General features: G+C 48.1%; 18 protein-coding genes and 1 tRNA gene. 13 read left to right on the plus strand and 6 right to left on the minus strand.

The window, feature by feature from the left end:
• The first annotated feature begins 25 nt into the window (after positions 1–25).
• The 4 genes from AC58P7_RS02305 to AC58P7_RS02320 are packed head-to-tail and all read left to right on the plus strand — an operon-like array spanning position 26 to position 4,993.
• Entirely contained in the window at positions 26–1,303 is a 1,278-nt protein-coding gene (locus AC58P7_RS02305; protein ID WP_497339790.1) for a metallophosphoesterase family protein, read from the plus strand.
• A complete protein-coding gene (locus AC58P7_RS02310) occupies positions 1,300–4,524 on the plus strand; it encodes an AAA family ATPase (protein WP_497339791.1) in 3,225 nt (1,074 codons plus the stop codon). Before AC58P7_RS02305 ends, AC58P7_RS02310 begins: the two co-directional genes overlap by 4 nt.
• 26 nt (positions 4,525–4,550) lie before the next feature.
• Positions 4,551–4,829 (plus strand): hypothetical protein, encoded by a 279-nt coding sequence (locus AC58P7_RS02315; protein ID WP_497339793.1) that lies wholly within the window; start codon positions 4,551–4,553, stop codon positions 4,827–4,829.
• A 29-nt stretch (positions 4,830–4,858) separates the two neighbouring features.
• Positions 4,859–4,993, plus strand: coding sequence for a hypothetical protein (locus tag AC58P7_RS02320; protein ID WP_497339795.1), 135 nt, complete (start codon positions 4,859–4,861; stop codon positions 4,991–4,993).
• Between the two features lie 234 nt (positions 4,994–5,227).
• On the opposite strand, the gene AC58P7_RS02325 is transcribed toward AC58P7_RS02320, so the two are convergent.
• Entirely contained in the window at positions 5,228–6,268 is a 1,041-nt protein-coding gene (locus AC58P7_RS02325) for a YkvI family membrane protein (RefSeq protein ID WP_497339948.1), read from the minus strand.
• Between the two features lie 144 nt (positions 6,269–6,412).
• Between AC58P7_RS02325 and AC58P7_RS02330 the strand changes: the two genes are divergently transcribed.
• Positions 6,413–7,048: a DedA family protein gene (locus AC58P7_RS02330; RefSeq protein WP_497339796.1), complete on the plus strand. Its 636-nt coding sequence runs from the start codon at positions 6,413–6,415 to the stop codon at positions 7,046–7,048.
• A gap of 61 nt (positions 7,049–7,109) precedes the next feature.
• Here AC58P7_RS02330 and AC58P7_RS02335 read toward each other — a convergent pair whose 3' ends face one another.
• Complete coding sequence (locus AC58P7_RS02335; RefSeq protein ID WP_497339797.1) at positions 7,110–7,823, minus strand: DUF4309 domain-containing protein; 714 nt, start codon at positions 7,821–7,823, stop codon at positions 7,110–7,112.
• A gap of 266 nt (positions 7,824–8,089) precedes the next feature.
• On the opposite strand from AC58P7_RS02335, the gene AC58P7_RS02340 reads away from it, so the two are divergent.
• Both AC58P7_RS02340 and AC58P7_RS02345 read left to right on the plus strand, forming a co-directional pair.
• Complete coding sequence (locus AC58P7_RS02340) at positions 8,090–8,659, plus strand: xanthine phosphoribosyltransferase (protein ID WP_497339798.1); 570 nt, start codon at positions 8,090–8,092, stop codon at positions 8,657–8,659.
• An 80-nt stretch (positions 8,660–8,739) separates the two neighbouring features.
• Positions 8,740–9,066: a hypothetical protein gene (locus AC58P7_RS02345; protein ID WP_057309824.1), complete on the plus strand. Its 327-nt coding sequence runs from the start codon at positions 8,740–8,742 to the stop codon at positions 9,064–9,066.
• A gap of 64 nt (positions 9,067–9,130) precedes the next feature.
• On the opposite strand, the gene AC58P7_RS02350 is transcribed toward AC58P7_RS02345, so the two are convergent.
• The gene (locus tag AC58P7_RS02350; RefSeq protein ID WP_056615935.1) at positions 9,131–9,448 is read right to left on the minus strand and encodes a hypothetical protein; all 318 of its coding nucleotides are present in this window, start codon (positions 9,446–9,448) and stop codon (positions 9,131–9,133) included.
• Positions 9,449–9,623: 175 nt separating this feature from the next.
• On the opposite strand from AC58P7_RS02350, the gene AC58P7_RS02355 reads away from it, so the two are divergent.
• Together AC58P7_RS02355 and AC58P7_RS02360 are read left to right on the plus strand one after the other, a co-directional pair.
• Positions 9,624–9,887: a hypothetical protein gene (locus AC58P7_RS02355; RefSeq protein WP_497339799.1), complete on the plus strand. Its 264-nt coding sequence runs from the start codon at positions 9,624–9,626 to the stop codon at positions 9,885–9,887.
• On the plus strand, positions 9,874–10,650 hold the full coding sequence (locus tag AC58P7_RS02360; RefSeq protein WP_497339800.1) for an adenosylcobinamide amidohydrolase: 777 nt from the start codon (positions 9,874–9,876) through the stop codon (positions 10,648–10,650). Before AC58P7_RS02355 ends, AC58P7_RS02360 begins: the two co-directional genes overlap by 14 nt.
• Before the next feature lie 131 nt (positions 10,651–10,781).
• Here AC58P7_RS02360 and AC58P7_RS02365 read toward each other — a convergent pair whose 3' ends face one another.
• Positions 10,782–10,961 carry a hypothetical protein gene (locus AC58P7_RS02365; RefSeq protein WP_497339801.1) on the minus strand — a complete coding sequence of 60 codons (180 nt, stop codon included), beginning with the start codon at positions 10,959–10,961 and terminating at the stop codon, positions 10,782–10,784.
• Positions 10,962–11,072: 111 nt separating this feature from the next.
• Between AC58P7_RS02365 and AC58P7_RS02370 the strand changes: the two genes are divergently transcribed.
• Both AC58P7_RS02370 and AC58P7_RS02375 read left to right on the plus strand, forming a co-directional pair.
• Positions 11,073–11,156: transfer RNA gene (locus AC58P7_RS02370), tRNA-Leu, on the plus strand.
• Between the two features lie 141 nt (positions 11,157–11,297).
• The gene (locus tag AC58P7_RS02375; protein ID WP_497339802.1) at positions 11,298–11,951 is read left to right on the plus strand and encodes a Bax inhibitor-1/YccA family protein; all 654 of its coding nucleotides are present in this window, start codon (positions 11,298–11,300) and stop codon (positions 11,949–11,951) included.
• An 82-nt stretch (positions 11,952–12,033) separates the two neighbouring features.
• Here the strand turns inward: AC58P7_RS02375 and AC58P7_RS02380 are convergent, their stop codons facing one another.
• Positions 12,034–12,246 (minus strand): hypothetical protein, encoded by a 213-nt coding sequence (locus AC58P7_RS02380; protein WP_497339803.1) that lies wholly within the window; start codon positions 12,244–12,246, stop codon positions 12,034–12,036.
• A gap of 179 nt (positions 12,247–12,425) precedes the next feature.
• Here AC58P7_RS02380 and AC58P7_RS02385 point away from each other — a divergent pair, with 179 nt between their 5' ends.
• Both AC58P7_RS02385 and AC58P7_RS02390 read left to right on the plus strand, forming a co-directional pair.
• On the plus strand, positions 12,426–12,707 hold the full coding sequence (locus AC58P7_RS02385) for a hypothetical protein (protein ID WP_497339804.1): 282 nt from the start codon (positions 12,426–12,428) through the stop codon (positions 12,705–12,707).
• Between the two features lie 92 nt (positions 12,708–12,799).
• Positions 12,800–12,991, plus strand: coding sequence for a YqzE family protein (locus AC58P7_RS02390; protein WP_497339805.1), 192 nt, complete (start codon positions 12,800–12,802; stop codon positions 12,989–12,991).
• A 300-nt stretch (positions 12,992–13,291) separates the two neighbouring features.
• Here the strand turns inward: AC58P7_RS02390 and AC58P7_RS02395 are convergent, their stop codons facing one another.
• Complete coding sequence (locus AC58P7_RS02395) at positions 13,292–14,227, minus strand: hypothetical protein (protein WP_497339806.1); 936 nt, start codon at positions 14,225–14,227, stop codon at positions 13,292–13,294.
• Positions 14,228–14,298 lie beyond the last annotated feature (71 nt).

Consider the following 14,298-nt stretch of genomic DNA (forward strand, 5'->3'; position numbering starts at 1 on the left):
AGTAACTAAGGAAGGCGCTAGAGCCATGAAAAGACTACGGTTTATACATGCGGCCGATTTGCACTTAGATAGCCCATTTAAAGGCATGTCGGCGCTTCCTGAGCGGGTTCGCGAGCGAGTTCGAGAATCGACGTTCGAGGCGCTGAAGGAGCTTGTGGCGCTCGCAATCAAAGAACAAGTAGATTTTGTGCTGGTAAGCGGAGACGTCTACGATGTTTCCGATCGTTCGCTGCGAGCGCAAATTCGCTTTCAAAAAGCAATGGAACAATTAGCCTCTGAAGGCATTCCTGCTTATATCATACATGGTAATCATGACCCTGAGGATGGACGTGCCGCAAAGCTGGTTTGGCCGGCAGACGTTCATTTTTTTGCGTCTGAGCACGTGGAGACCTATCAGGTTGTGAAGCAAGATCGCGGCATGATCGCTGAGATTCATGGAATTTCATACCGGAGCTCGGCGGTAACCGAAAACCTGGCTTTGAAATTTAAAAAGGGACAAGCGCAGGTGTGCCAGATCGGACTGTTGCATACGAATGTCGATGGAGATCCCCATCACGATAACTATGCGCCCTGCAGCAAACAGGATTTAGTGGACACGGGTATGCATTACTGGGCACTCGGCCATGTACATACAAGAAATATTTTGAACCAACAGCCAGCCATTGTGTACCCAGGAAACATCCAAGGTCGAAGTATTCGCGAAACGGGACCACGAGGGTGTTATCTGGTAGACATGGATGAGTATGGTCTTGCTGAACTTACTTTTCACGCACTAGACACTGTCCGCTGGTTTCAGGAAAAACTTTCAGTCGTTACAATCCAATCCGAGCAGGGATTGAAAGATCGCTTGGGTGAGCTTTTGGATCGTCTTCGCCGTGAGGCAGATGGTCGGGATGGGATTGTGCGCATCGTCTTGGAAGGGCGTAGCGAGATTCATGAACGGCTGCGTAAGGGACGTGCCTTGCAAGATTTGATGGATGAGCTGCGAGAGGAAGAAGTGGAGCGGGGCTGCTTCGTGTGGATGGAGTCAATCGAAGATCGCACGGCTAGCGAGCTTGATTTGACAGCAGTTTTGGAAGAGAAGAGCTTTCTTGGGGATCTGTTAAGGTATGCAGCTGCATTGCAAAGTGATGAGCAATTGCTTGGAAGCTTCGCAGGCGAGGCGCTTGCTGCGCTGCAAGGGTTGCCACAATCTGCAGGGAATCCATCTGCGGCAACGCCAGAGCAATTGCGCGAATGGCTGCGAGCGGCAGAAGTATTAGCTGCAGATCTGCTTAGCGCGGATGGGGGGTGGCCAGGATGAGAATCATAGACATCCAAGTCGATGGTTTTGGCAGCTTACGAGATCGCAAGCTGCAGACGGATAGCCAGTTGGTCGTCTTCTATGGCGCCAACGAAGCGGGCAAGAGCACGCTCATGGGCTTCGTCCGCGCGGTGCTCTTCGGCTTTCCGACGCGAGCGAGTCGCTCGGAGCGCTACGAGCCGCTGGGCGGCGGCGCCCATGGGGGCGTCCTAACCCTGCTCGATGAGCATGGTCAACGCATCCGCGTCGAACGCTACGACGCGCCCGCCGCAGGCGGCAAACGAGCCTCTGCGGGGCTCGTGAAGGTCACGCTCGGCGATGGTACCACCGGCGGCGAAGAGCTGCTGAACACGCTGCTAGGCGGCCTATCGGCCGACCTCTATCGCAGCTTGTTCGCTTTTGGTTTAACCGAGCTGCAAGAGCTTCGCACCCTGCAGACAGACGAGCTCAGCGGCTATCTGTATAGCGCTGGGCTCGGAGTAAGCGGCTCGGCCATCATGGAGGCCGAGCGCAAGCTGACGGCGCAGGCCGACGGCCTGTACAGACCCCGTGGACGCAATCAGGAGATGAACCGTCTCCTGAAGGAGCTCGAGGGTCTGGAGCAGTCGCTGCGCCGCAGCCGTGACGGAGCAGCCGACTACGATCGGCTGCAGGATGAGCGACGTGCCGCGGAGGCGCGCGCTGCTGTCCTGGAGGGGCAGCAGGAGGCGCTGCGCGCGGAGCTGCACCGGCTCGGGCTGGCCGGCAAGGCGCGCAGCGGATGGCTCCGCTTGCGGCAGATCGGCCGCGAGCTGGAGGGACTGCCGGCGAGGCCGGGCTTCCCGGAGCAGGCCACGGCAAGACTTGAGGCGCTCGAGGCCGAGCAGGAGCGCCTGCAAGCGGAGCGCGACAAGCTGCAGCTGCGGCTGCAGAGCTTGCGCAGCGACCTAGCTGCGCTCCCGCTGGAACCAGGGGTGCTCGCGCATCAAGTCGAACTGAACCACTGGCTCGAACAAGCCGCTAGCTACGAGGAGCACAAACGCCAGATTGAGCAGCTTCAGGTCGAACTTGCGCACCAACGTACACATATAGACAGGCTGTTATCCAATCTGGATGTGCAATGGGACGAAACCGATGTCACCGCGTTTGCGGTCACGATTTCGCTTCGTGAACAAGTGCGTATCTATAAAGAAAATTTCCGTAATAGAATGGAAAATGAGCTGCGAATTCAGACCGAGCTGGAAAGCTTACAGGGGCAGATAACGCGCGGACAAGAGCTTGTAGCTAATTTGGCAGTAGCAAGCAGGGGCTTACAAGGGGGCATGGTGAGCGCTGGCTCTGACCCAATTTCCATTCTACAGAAGCTTGCTTCTGACTATGCACGGTGGCAACTCATAGGAAGTCAACTAGCACATCAGCAAGAACGTCTTGCGGAGCAGCAACAGTTCCTTCAAGGGCTCGAAGAAGCAGCCAAGGCAGGTAAAGCAAATGCTCGTAAATCGCGTCAACGCATGATGATGGTCGCAGGTCTGCTAGCTCTTATTATACCGTTAATTTTTGGCTGGCAAAACAATTGGATAGCGGCCTTATGCGCTTTCTTCATTTTCGCAGCTTCGGCTTGTTATATTAGGTTTTCGGGTCGTCAGGCTGATGCCGGCGGCAGAGCGTCACGTATTATGCCCCCTGCGATTGCTCAAGATCATCGCTTGGAGCAAGAACTTCAGCAGCTTGAACGCCGTTTACAGGATCAGATTCGTAATTTTCAGCTGCAGCTGCAGCATCAAGCAAGCCATCAAGAAGCCGCTGCTGCTACAGAATTTGCAAGCGTTGAGTCATTCCCATTTCCTACTGTGTCTCTTCAAGCGCTTCAGCCTCATCTTGATGCATGGTTTCGTGAAGCTGAAAAGAGTAAGCAGCAGTATAGTGAGCAGCTTCGTAAACTCGAGAAATGGAAAGATGCTCGAGAAAATTTGCGGACTCTTGAGCAGCAGTATGAGAAGCGCAGTCGATATGCGGAGGAAGTTCAATCGGAGACGAATCAGCTTCAAGCCGCATGGAAAGAATGGCTGCAAGACTTAGGGTTAGGCGTACATTTATCGACAGACGCGCTCTTAGAAACGATTCAGGTCATTGAGCAGGCACAAGAGGGGTTGCGTCAGCTTCACAAAATGGCATCCAAGTTAGACATGTTTAACGGAAACGTCCATACATTTGAACAAACGATAAGTGGGTTACTTAATTTGCCACCTTCCTACCACGATTATTTGTTCGCGTTGAAACGCTGGAAAGAGGCAGAGCATCGACAACTTGGACTCCTCGAAGACCAAAAGAAAAACGGGCAATTGCTTACAGAAGCGGAGCAAGCGCTCGTGCTAGTCGAGCAACATCAGGAGAGGGCACAGGCTCGTCTTCAACAGCTTCTAGAGGAAGCGGCTGCCGTAGACCGTGAACAGCTGCGGATTTTGGAACGGGAACAGATGGAGCGTAAAAAGCTTACTGACGAAGGACATGTGTTGGAATCTTCTCTGGAATCGTTGTTGAGCCGCTCCCTCATGGCGAGCTTTATGGAGCTGTTGGAATCGCAGGGGGAAGAAGATCTTGCCTTGCTAGCATCCTCTGTTCAAGACAAGTTAGCGAACTCAATCGCGCAGTCGAATGAATTAAGAGAAGTCATTGGGAAGCTTACGGGCCAAATCGAGAAGCTGGAGCAGGGGGCGGAAGCGGCGAATCAACGCTTGCAGGCGGAATCGATTCGTACGACGCTTTCTCAGCAAGTGAATCAGTATGCCGTGGCTTCGTTTGCGGCTCTTCTGTTGAAAAAAGCGCGTGATATCTATGAACAGGAGCGTCAGCCTGGCGTCCTGCTTCGTGCTTCGACGTATTTTGCAGAGATGACGAATGGGTCATTCGTGGCCGTCAAAGCACCATTTGGCGAGCAGCGATTACTTGCTGTAAGAGCGAACGGACAAACGGTCGATACGAATCAACTGAGTCGTGGAACAGCCGAGCAGCTCTACTTAGCCATGCGTTTTGCACTTGTAGAGGAGTATGCAGGGAAGGCGATTTTACCCTTGGTGTTGGATGATATTCTGGTGAATTTCGATGAGGAACGGATGGAAAGCTGTTTGCGCGTTCTTTCGGATTTAAGTACGCGTCACCAGGTGCTTCTATTTACTTGTCATGGACATGTACGTGATGCGGCGGCGAGAGTGATTCCTGGACACCTTTATATTCACCTATAGCAGTAACGGGACGGGAGGCAGTTAATGTGGAGTCAGGAAACGAGAAGAAGAAAGATCACCGGGAAATCTCCTATCAGGTTGGATGGAAAAAAGGAAAGATCCAGTGGAATGAGGGAGCGACGGACGCTCTTCGAGCGCACAGGGGAGATTCGGACGACGGAGCAACCGAAAGGAAGCGACTAAAGCTGATGTGGTTTCCAGCAATGAAGCTTCCCCAGGTGTTGTTAATGCCTCTGCTGTATACAATTCCTGTCATTAGCTTTGGCTGTACGTTACTACTCATCTATGGTTTGCGTCAGCGCTAGCTACAGAAAAACGAAGGGAGGGTACTAGAATGAACTTGTTTTTAGCTATAGTGGGTGCGGTCGTCGGTCTATTTGTGACAGGAGCCGGTATCTATACAGCATGGACGGTACACCAACTCTGGAGGCAGCAAGCTGCATCACCAAGGGCCGTCAGTCAGGCCTAGATTGCGGTTACGTATTTCTCCAGATGGACGATCATCGATTATTCCGTCGTTGGCTTATTTATTATTGGACTTTTACTAATGCTTGCAGAGCTTGTGGCAGTTGGACGAGATCATACGGAAATTGCCAATTTTCATTGGGCTTATTTGCTTACGGGTATTATTATGTCTGTCATGGGCATGCTGCTGTTGTTCATCCGATTGATTGTCGTTCTCAGTTTTTTACCCACCGATACACTACAGCGTACTTCTGCGATTACGCCAAATCATCAACACGAGCCAAACGACACTAATCACGCCAAATAACGGATATAAAGCGGATAGCAATGTTTTAAAGCCAATGTGACTGATGGCATAGCTGAGAAGTAAGATGGAGATCAGGAGCACTTTCGGAGGAAGCTTGATTCGTTGCTGGAGCTGCATGGATAACCCGTAGGCATCGCCGATAAAAGTGGTGAAAATTTCACCATAAATGACGAGCAAATAAGCAACTTGTGGGAGATAGCCTAGTTTGGTCATGATATTCCCCATGGGAATTTCAAATTGAGAGATACCTGGCATTTGTGCTGATAGGGCATAATGTGCAGCAAACAGAAGCAGTCCGATGCCTGCACCTCCAAGTAATCCCCCCCAATAGAGCACAGAACGATCGCGAATCGCTCCACCCATAGGAACTAGCACCGCTTGAGCCATTGCCAAGTTAAACGCTGTATAGAGAAATGGTGCAAACCAGATTTGAACAAGGTTATCATCGCTTGTGATGCGCAGCCAATTGCCAGACGCTGGCGAATGCCAGGTGTAGACGACGATGACGACGCTGAAAATCAGCATAATCGGAACAACGATGGAGTTAACGGTCATAATAGCTTTGATCCCGCGTGTCAAAATGACATAAGAAAGCACCAGTGTGACCACAAGGCCTGTCGTGTACGAGAGATGGAGCTGTTCTTCAAAAACAGTGCCTGCACCCGCTAACATGACAGTCGTAATACCAAAGAGTACGACCATCATAAATAAGCTGATCCATTTTCCGATTTTATCCCCAAAAAGCTCTTTATTCAAATCCTCATAGGAGGTTGCCTTCAGCTCATGTGCCATAAGCATAAGTTGAATGCCTATCCATATGAAGAACAACGTTGATAAGGCGATCGTTAGTGAAGCTAGCGAGCCATAGCGAGTGAAAAATTGAAGGATTTCCTGCCCGGATGCAAAACCAGCCCCAACGACGGTTCCGATGTAGGTGAAGGCGACACGGACAATCTGTGCACCATTTCGCATATATTGCCTCGCTTTCTTTCGTTTGATATAGTACAAGGTATGTTTGTGAACAAGCATGCATGACTGGAACTTGGGGCAAGCCATTGTGGATGCCTGTCTGCGTGGATCTGGCAGAGGAAGAAAAGCACGGGAGTGTGTTGATTTGTGAAGGAAGCTTTGTTTGATTTTATTGGTCAATTTGGCTATATCGCGCTCTATTTATTGATGTCTGCGGGTCTCTTAGGCCTACCTCTCCCAGACGAAACTTTGATGACTTTCGTCGGCTCCTTGACCGTAGCTGGAGGTCCTTTCGAATTCGGCACGACCTTACTCGTTACGTATGCAGGCACAATGACGGGCATGACGATTAGTTATCTGATCGGTCACCGTGTAGGTAAGCCTTTCCTTACGCGTTATGGCAAATGGGTTAAGCTGACCCCTAGCCGAATTGAACGGGCGGAGGGTTGGTTTAAGAAATACGGTTTGTGGACGGTATTTTTTGGCTATTTTGTTCCTGGTGTTCGTCATTTTACATGCTATTTGTCAGGCGTTAGCGGCGTGAAATTCTATAAATATATCCTGTATGCAGGTACTGGCGCACTGCTGTGGTGCGCGACGTTCTTGACACTAGGTCGATTTATCGGCAGTAATCTGGAAGGCTTGTTTCATTTGATCCATGCCTATCTCGGGGTTTCCTTATTCGTACTGGTCATACTTGCTGCAATAGGCGTGCTTGTCTACCTTCGGTTTCGGAAACACCACATTGTTGTGTTGAAGCGAAAACCCAAAAAAAGACCATGAGATTCAACCTTTACGGGTGAATTCATGGTCTTCTGTTTGTTATGACGTACTGGCATGCTTATTAGGAATTTGCAAAAAGCTTAATCGATTGAATCGTATTGTCATGAGGATCAATGTCGAGCTTGAGCAAGGTGCCCTGTGCTTTATAGGAAAGCACGTACGTTGAGTTGGCATCTGGCTTTCCAAGGATGTTGATCGCATCTTGTACGCTCTGGCCCAAACGTAAACCGTGCAGGCCTGGGTCAATGTCAACGGAGTGTACATCTACGAATTCCAGCGTTCCTTTGCTATTGAAACCAACCGAGAAATCGGTGAAATCGTAGACCTCAATGTTGTCTTCTTCCATAACGAACTGTTTCTTCACTTTGCCAAAACGTTCGAGTACTGCGGCTTTCGCTGTTCCAAGCTTTAATCCCATCAGGGTCGGCTTCTCTTGTCGGTACGCATCCTCAGCTTTAACCTTCGGTTTAGCGGTTGGCTTCGGACTTGTGAAGGCTTGCGATGGTGCAAGATCACCTTGATCCACTTTGGTAATACCGGCGACTTGTGCTTCATGTTTCGTGCTATCATCTACCGCAGGTGTAGGTGTTGGTACCGCAACTACGATGGAAGGCGCAGGCTCCTGCTGGACCTGGTTTGGTGTATACGTTGTTACGTTTATAGTAGCCTTTGGAGCAGGAGCAGATGATTCTTGGCATCCAGCTACCAAGAATGATGCAATTGCAACAGGCAAGCAGCCTACGAGGAGGGGTCTAATCAGGTTGTTCATTGCCATCTTTCCTTTCCTCCGAGGAGTAATTGAAGTAAAAAATATAAGTAAGATTAATGATACTGTTTTATCAAATGTTTTCAATGCATCTTCATGCCCAAATGTGAGCAATTCTAGAACGAATTCCAGTTGATTGAAATTCTTCTCTATATATAGACACTTCAGACGCCCAAAAAGTTTCAGTGTTTTTGTTATTTTCTAAATGGACTTGAAACAGGCAGGAGCAATATGGTAACTTACTCATAATAGAACAGCTATAGGGGGCCGATTTCATGGAGTTATTAAAACAGCGGATCTTAGAGGTCGGCGTCGTTGCTTCAGATCAAGTACTGAAACTTGATGTTATTTTGAATCACCAGGTAGATCCTGTTCTCATTATGGAGATGGGGAAAGAATTTGCAAGATTGTTTAGAGAAACGAAGCCAGACAAAGTGTTAACAGTGGAATCTTCCGGTATTCCTATTGCGTATACGACAGCCTTACAGCTTGGTGTTCCCATGGTATTCGCACGTCGTAAGAAGACGTTGACGATGGATCAAGATACGTATAGCGAACGTGTGCCATCCTTTACCAAAGGGATTGTTACCGATATTATGGTGTCCTCGCATTTGCTTAGCAAAGGGGAACGTATCTTACTGATTGATGATTTCATTGCCAATGGTGATGCAGCCCGCGGCTTAATCCGTATTGTGGAAAAAGCAGAAGCAGAGCTTGTAGGTGTCGGTATTGTTGTAGAGAAATCTTTTCAAAATGGCGGTAAATCCATCCGCGAACGCGGTATTCGTGTGGAGTCACTGGCGCGTATTGCCTCACTTGCGAATGGGCAGATCACTTTTGACTGATTTTACATGGAGTCAATGACTTCCCTGAATCCGATTTATCCTTTATAATGATTACAAGGTAAGAGAGGAGGCTGACATCTATGGGTATCGAAAATGGTTCCATTGACTATTTTATGACAAAGCTTGGGGAAGCAAAGACTCACTTTGAACGTGCGCTTGATTGTAAACATACAGAGTTTGATGATCTGTATCCGTATATGATTGAACACCCTCAATTTTTCTGGTATAAGCGCTATGTAGCCTGGTCCGAGTTGTTAACTATCGTGAAGCTTTGTACGGAGCTAACGATCGAGTGGGAGCAGCAGTTCTCTGTTGCACAAGCGGATTATATTAAGAAACGTGTGATGTCAAGCAAAGTCCTTGATTTCTGGTTTGAAACGAATGATTCGAAAGAGCATGTAAGCTAATAAATCCCATATAACCAAAAAGGCCAATGAATTCCAAATGGATTCTTGGCCTTTTTAAATTTAATTAAATGCCATTTTCTAAGACGTTCATGGTTTCGATATGTCTTTTCGTCTGTTCGGATCCTAATCTGTGCAGCGTCCGGTATACTTCTGTTAAGTAATAATCATACTCCTGATTCGTTTCATTTGAGTAGTATACTTTCCAAGGGAGCCAGGAGGTCGCATAGCTGCCTTGTGAAGAATTGTCGGTTTCTTCAAACAGCTCCTGCAGCTTGGCGATGTCATCTTCTGTTGCGGATATTTCAAATTCATAATCAAGTGCTGTGCTGTCTTCCAGTACTTCTCCCGTGCCTACATTGACGTAGTACGTTCTTTTCTCCAATGTGATGTCCTCCCTTACGGTAGGCATGTGGTTGCCTTTGCCTTGTCGCTTGTCTCGTCCTCGTTAAGTTATCCGAAGCGAAGCGGATTTATGTAAAGTTTCACCGAATCGCGAATTGGTGTATGCTTAGGTAGTAAAATTATTTTTCCTGAGAAATGATGGAGGTGCTATATAGATGATTTCGGAAGAACAATTGGATCAATATCGCGTAGATAGTACACTGCTGCGTGTCATTAGAGATGTAAGTCCTGCCAACGATGTGCGAGGTATTGTCGTTGCTTGGGATGATGAGACGGTACTCATTCGCAAAAAAAACCGTAGAGTGGTCAAGCTTGCTCGCGGGTACGTGTACCAACCTTATGAAAGTGAAAGGCCGCCAGCGTTCATGCTGCCTCAGGAAACGATAGCGCCGGATGATCTATCCGATGATGCAGAGTAAGGGCGCATCCGCAGGCAGCTTAATTGCAGGTGTTTGGATGAAGCTGGTGCCGTCACGACAAGGACAGTATCTGCAGATTTCAAGCAAAAACCCACTGCGAACACTTAACTCTTCCCCTTGGGGTAGCGGATTTGGTCATCATCGGATTTTGATGAATCGACAAGTGGACAAGACATATAATGAAGTTGACCCATTGGTGGAGATGGAGGCTTTCATTGCTCGGGAAGGATTGGATCCTCAAGATACAGCCGGCATGCTTACCGCGGCATGGGTGAAGGATGTTGGTTATCGCGAGTTAGCTTGTCCGCCGGAAGCCGAGAACAGAGAGCAGCCTGAAGGCGGGGTAAATGCGGAGGAATCGCTTCGTGTTGCCGCTTGGGTGACTGTCGGGTTGGGGAATAAAGCGCGAGCAGGTGCTTTTCTGCCAGCAACCTCGCTTTACCCTGGAACGATCAACACGATCGTTGTCATTGAGGGGACTTTAACGGACGCCGCTATGGTCAATGCGGTCATTACCGCAACTGAAGCCAAAGCTGCCGCGCTCCAAGCGTTGAACATTAGAATTGATGGTCAGATAGCCACAGGAACGTCGACAGATGCGGTGTTGATTGCCGCAACTGACAGAGGAACGACGTATCGCTACGCAGGTACAGCGACAACACTCGGTTACCTGATAGGCAGAACGGTTTATGAAGCCATTATGGCTTCTGGACAGCAGTATGAACTTGAAATGAGCAAACGCGCTGCACATTCGAAAGGATGAGCGGGGCGTTTTTTTGTTGGGGGAAGCAAAAACTGCAGCGAATGTTAACTGAGCCTGTAAAAACGGTAGTCTCAGCATCAATTCAACCCCATACCAAAAAAACTCCCGCCCCCAAGGGCGAGAGGTCAACTTTACGTCTTACGGAATACCCCGTAAGCCAGTCCCACAGATAACGCGTCGATGTCAGAGATATCTTCATCCTCACTTTTGTAGTTCGGATCATGAACGATCGCCTGTGCTTCACCTTCGGTTAGATGCCGCTGATTACCGGTGTATTTCGGCTCCAGCTCTTCGATTTCTTTCTTATTCATAGGTCATGCCTCCTTTGAGATTAGAGTTAGGAACGAGCAGGGGAATTATACACACGTGCAAAAGTTTCATTGACGAGCTTTCGAGTCACATGGTATATTATTTTTTGTAACGCGATCATGGCGGAATTGGCAGACGCGCACGGTTCAGGTCCGTGTGGGCTTACCCCCGTGGAGGTTCGAGTCCTCTTGATCGCATCCTTGAAACACCCTATTCTAACCTCTCAGAATAGGGTGTTTCTTTGTCAAACCGCTGCCCTGTAGCGATTTTCATGAAATACAAGTATAATACATAGGATAGATTGTACAATTTCTTTTAACTAAAGGAGCTGAATTTTCATGGATAGAACAGTTACGATATCACAATCCGGCAGCTTTGCTCATGTGCTTCAAACGTTTGCCATATCCCTCTTGGTTTCATTCCTTGGAACTTTGATTGGAGCGATGGTTGTACCAGAATCCATGATTATGCTCTTCATCATTGCAGAGGTCGTCATGCTGGTAGCCGCTATCGTCATTCGAATTCGCGGCAAACATATCGGCTACGGATTTCTCTACGCGTTTACAGCGATTTCTGGCGTAACGCTATATCCTGTCATCATGGCTTACGGCGGAATGCTTGGGGCTAATGTAGTTTCGGGTGCGTTTTTTGCAACGGCAGCGATTTTCGGTTCATTGGCCTTCTACGCACACCGTTCCCAAAGCGATTTTAGCTTCCTAGGCGGTTTCTTGTTTGCAGGAACGATTGGGCTTGTGCTGATGAGTGTGCTAGACTTGTTCCTACATTTCGGTTCCATGATGAATTTGGTATGGTCGATGATCGGGATTCTCATCTTCAGCGGTTGGGTCCTGTATGATGTCGCGCAGTATCGCAACGGTGTCGCATCGGAAGCAGTTCCGCTCGCTGCATTGAATATTTACCTTGATTTTATTAACTTATTCCTATACATTTTGCGCTTCATCGCTTCGATTGCGGGAATTAACAGAAACTAATTATGCGGTCTACAATAAAAAAGCACGATGGCTCCGAACCACGAGTATGTGGGGGAGTTCATCGTGCTTTTTTGCGAGCAGGCTAGGGCTTGCTTGGCAGCTGTTTCGTATGAAAAAAAGGAATATCTCCTCGAAAGCTTCGATTGATTTCCAGAAGAGTATGGAGTAATTGAGTGAGATCAGCGTGGTTCATTCGGATAGTGACTATTCCATTCGTTTCATCGTTTTTTACTTGTAGCTCAAGCTTAAGATTAGCTTCATCCATATAAATATCATACTGCTCTGTTTGTAGCATTAGTTCCCACATTCAAACCAACACCTCTTTCTCTCTCTAGTTAGTCTAGCATATGCTTGGTCAACGTGATTAGAAGTGGATGTCGTGAACAGAACAAACGCTTTTTATGGAAATTAGCACGATTTCAGCTCATGCCTCATACAATTTAATGATCCTAATTGAAAGAGGTGAGAAGACCTATGGCAACTTGTAGCACGTGGATGTATAGAGGGATTTCGCCTTCGGTATTCAGAGCATTACAACAAGTGGGCAGGAGGCAGGGTTTTGCCATACCTAACACCGCATCAGGCAAATTTAATATTTCAGTAGTCAGCATGAATGTTGGCTTTCAATATGCCTGGGATACGAATGCACAGACCTTGTTGTTGCAGTGCGATAATAAGCCAATGCTGTTAGGCTGCGGTACGATCAAATCTTTCGCTGATAAAATTATTGCGGAGAGTGGCGGAAGGCCAGGATGAAGGGCAATGTTTAAGCAGTTAGCCACCTGTCTTTACGAAGTTTAAAGCCTAATTTCTCTGGTTAGAATAAGGGTAAAAAGGCAGGTGGACGTATGGCAAAGAGCGATGATCTAGTGAAGTACATAACACAGCAAGTTGTCACTTATATCGACACGCCGAAGGAAGTTCGACAACAGGCCAAAGCGTCTATTAAAGAACAGCGTGAGGGTTGGCAAACCCGCTGGTTCGGGATGCTGCCATTAGCAGCGCGGATGTTGTTCGGGCGGACGAAATCGAGAAAATGAGGCATCCTTGAGTACCAATACAGTAGCAAAGAAAAAGTGGCTGACCCAGAAGTAGATTCTTCTACTTGAGGGTCAGCCACTTTTTTGAATGACAGACGACGGCCGAGCCGTGTCGAAAGGGAACGTAAGTGCGTTATTTTGATGAAATCGGCGGTTTTTGGCGAGAAGGGGAACGAGGATACGCTATTTATCCGATTTTCGTGTTTTATTGCATTTTTCGGTTAAATAAGGCACTAACGTTCCCCTTTGATGTATTTTTTGAGCGTTTAGCTGCAAATAGTGCATCCTGGTTCCCTTTCCTTAAGGATAAATCTCCCCTTGCCCGAGAGAGGCGTCTAATAGCACATAACGAGGGCCTTCATGTTCCAAGACAAGATAGTTATCCCCATGTAGCCATTGTTGATAACCTAGAACAGCTAAAGGCATGGTGACCAGGCCGTTATAGAGCTCAATGACATAGGTGAGATTGCCTTGCTGCTCCAGCGCAACCTGAAGCTCAGGCAACGATGTAACAGGCAGCGGTGTTTCTTCAATCCATGGAAGTCGCTCATACGGATCGAACGCTGGACGTATAAAGGTTTGAGAGCCCTGTGATAAATCCGTTGCCATCACCAGATCATTTGTGATTCGTGGCGTCGGATCCTCTGTGAGGGGAAGCAATTCCCCCGATTTGGCATCGAGATAATAGGTGTCGTCAGCGAGTTTTATTTTCCAAACCGAAGTAAGGGTATTCATATATAAGCGGTCTTCAATGATCGTTTCATTTTGCACAAAATCGTCGTATAAGGTAGTAGAAGGAATGAGTTCCTGTTGTATCAAAGAGCGATACAACGTGCCCAAGCTGAATAGCGGGGATTTGCCTGTCCCATATTCGGTCAAACGGTAACCGCCGCTTTCTGTGGCATGAACAATCATATAGCCGACCTCTTGCCCCTGATCCGATAGGATGATCACCCATCCATGTGTGCCAGGACCGAGCGGATAGCTGTTCCATTTCGCTTGCTGCCAATCTTCAAAGCCTTTTTCCTTCGCCAGTGTGGATTGCCACGTTTTGATCGTTGAACCGAAAGAATTTTTGCTAGTTAACTCAGGAGCGGGGGATGCTGCTTTATTTGGTTCTTGAACGTGGGTAAGGCTTGTCCCTACTAAGTTGTCAACTGCTGAGGTGTGTAAGGGCATGAAGCCAATACTGCACAAGATTAAACAAGTGGCTGTCCAAGTGGTCCACGGCTTCATCTTCGTTCACCTGCCTCTCGCTAACCTACTAGTGTATGTGACTATTGTAATGCGTATGCTTTAAAAAGAAT

This window comes from Paenibacillus sp. J22FR5 (assembly GCF_059691975.1).

Excerpts from the sequence above, each read along its gene's own strand:
- AC58P7_RS02305 (WP_497339790.1), top strand. The coding sequence starts at position 26 with ATGAAAAGACTACGGTTTATACATGCGGCCGATTTGCACTTAGATAGC.
- AC58P7_RS02310 (WP_497339791.1), top strand. The coding sequence starts at position 1,300 with ATGAGAATCATAGACATCCAAGTCGATGGTTTTGGCAGCTTACGAGAT.
- AC58P7_RS02320 (WP_497339795.1), top strand. The coding sequence starts at position 4,859 with ATGAACTTGTTTTTAGCTATAGTGGGTGCGGTCGTCGGTCTATTTGTG.
- AC58P7_RS02325 (WP_497339948.1), bottom strand. The coding sequence starts at position 6,268 with ATGCGAAATGGTGCACAGATTGTCCGTGTCGCCTTCACCTACATCGGA.
- AC58P7_RS02335 (WP_497339797.1), bottom strand. The coding sequence starts at position 7,823 with ATGGCAATGAACAACCTGATTAGACCCCTCCTCGTAGGCTGCTTGCCT.
- AC58P7_RS02340 (WP_497339798.1), top strand. The coding sequence starts at position 8,090 with ATGGAGTTATTAAAACAGCGGATCTTAGAGGTCGGCGTCGTTGCTTCA.
- AC58P7_RS02345 (WP_057309824.1), top strand. The coding sequence starts at position 8,740 with ATGGGTATCGAAAATGGTTCCATTGACTATTTTATGACAAAGCTTGGG.
- AC58P7_RS02355 (WP_497339799.1), top strand. The coding sequence starts at position 9,624 with ATGATTTCGGAAGAACAATTGGATCAATATCGCGTAGATAGTACACTG.
- AC58P7_RS02360 (WP_497339800.1), top strand. The coding sequence starts at position 9,874 with ATGATGCAGAGTAAGGGCGCATCCGCAGGCAGCTTAATTGCAGGTGTT.
- AC58P7_RS02365 (WP_497339801.1), bottom strand. The coding sequence starts at position 10,961 with ATGAATAAGAAAGAAATCGAAGAGCTGGAGCCGAAATACACCGGTAAT.
- AC58P7_RS02375 (WP_497339802.1), top strand. The coding sequence starts at position 11,298 with ATGGATAGAACAGTTACGATATCACAATCCGGCAGCTTTGCTCATGTG.
- AC58P7_RS02380 (WP_497339803.1), bottom strand. The coding sequence starts at position 12,246 with ATGCTACAAACAGAGCAGTATGATATTTATATGGATGAAGCTAATCTT.
- AC58P7_RS02385 (WP_497339804.1), top strand. The coding sequence starts at position 12,426 with ATGGCAACTTGTAGCACGTGGATGTATAGAGGGATTTCGCCTTCGGTA.
- AC58P7_RS02390 (WP_497339805.1), top strand. The coding sequence starts at position 12,800 with ATGGCAAAGAGCGATGATCTAGTGAAGTACATAACACAGCAAGTTGTC.
- AC58P7_RS02395 (WP_497339806.1), bottom strand. The coding sequence starts at position 14,227 with ATGAAGCCGTGGACCACTTGGACAGCCACTTGTTTAATCTTGTGCAGT.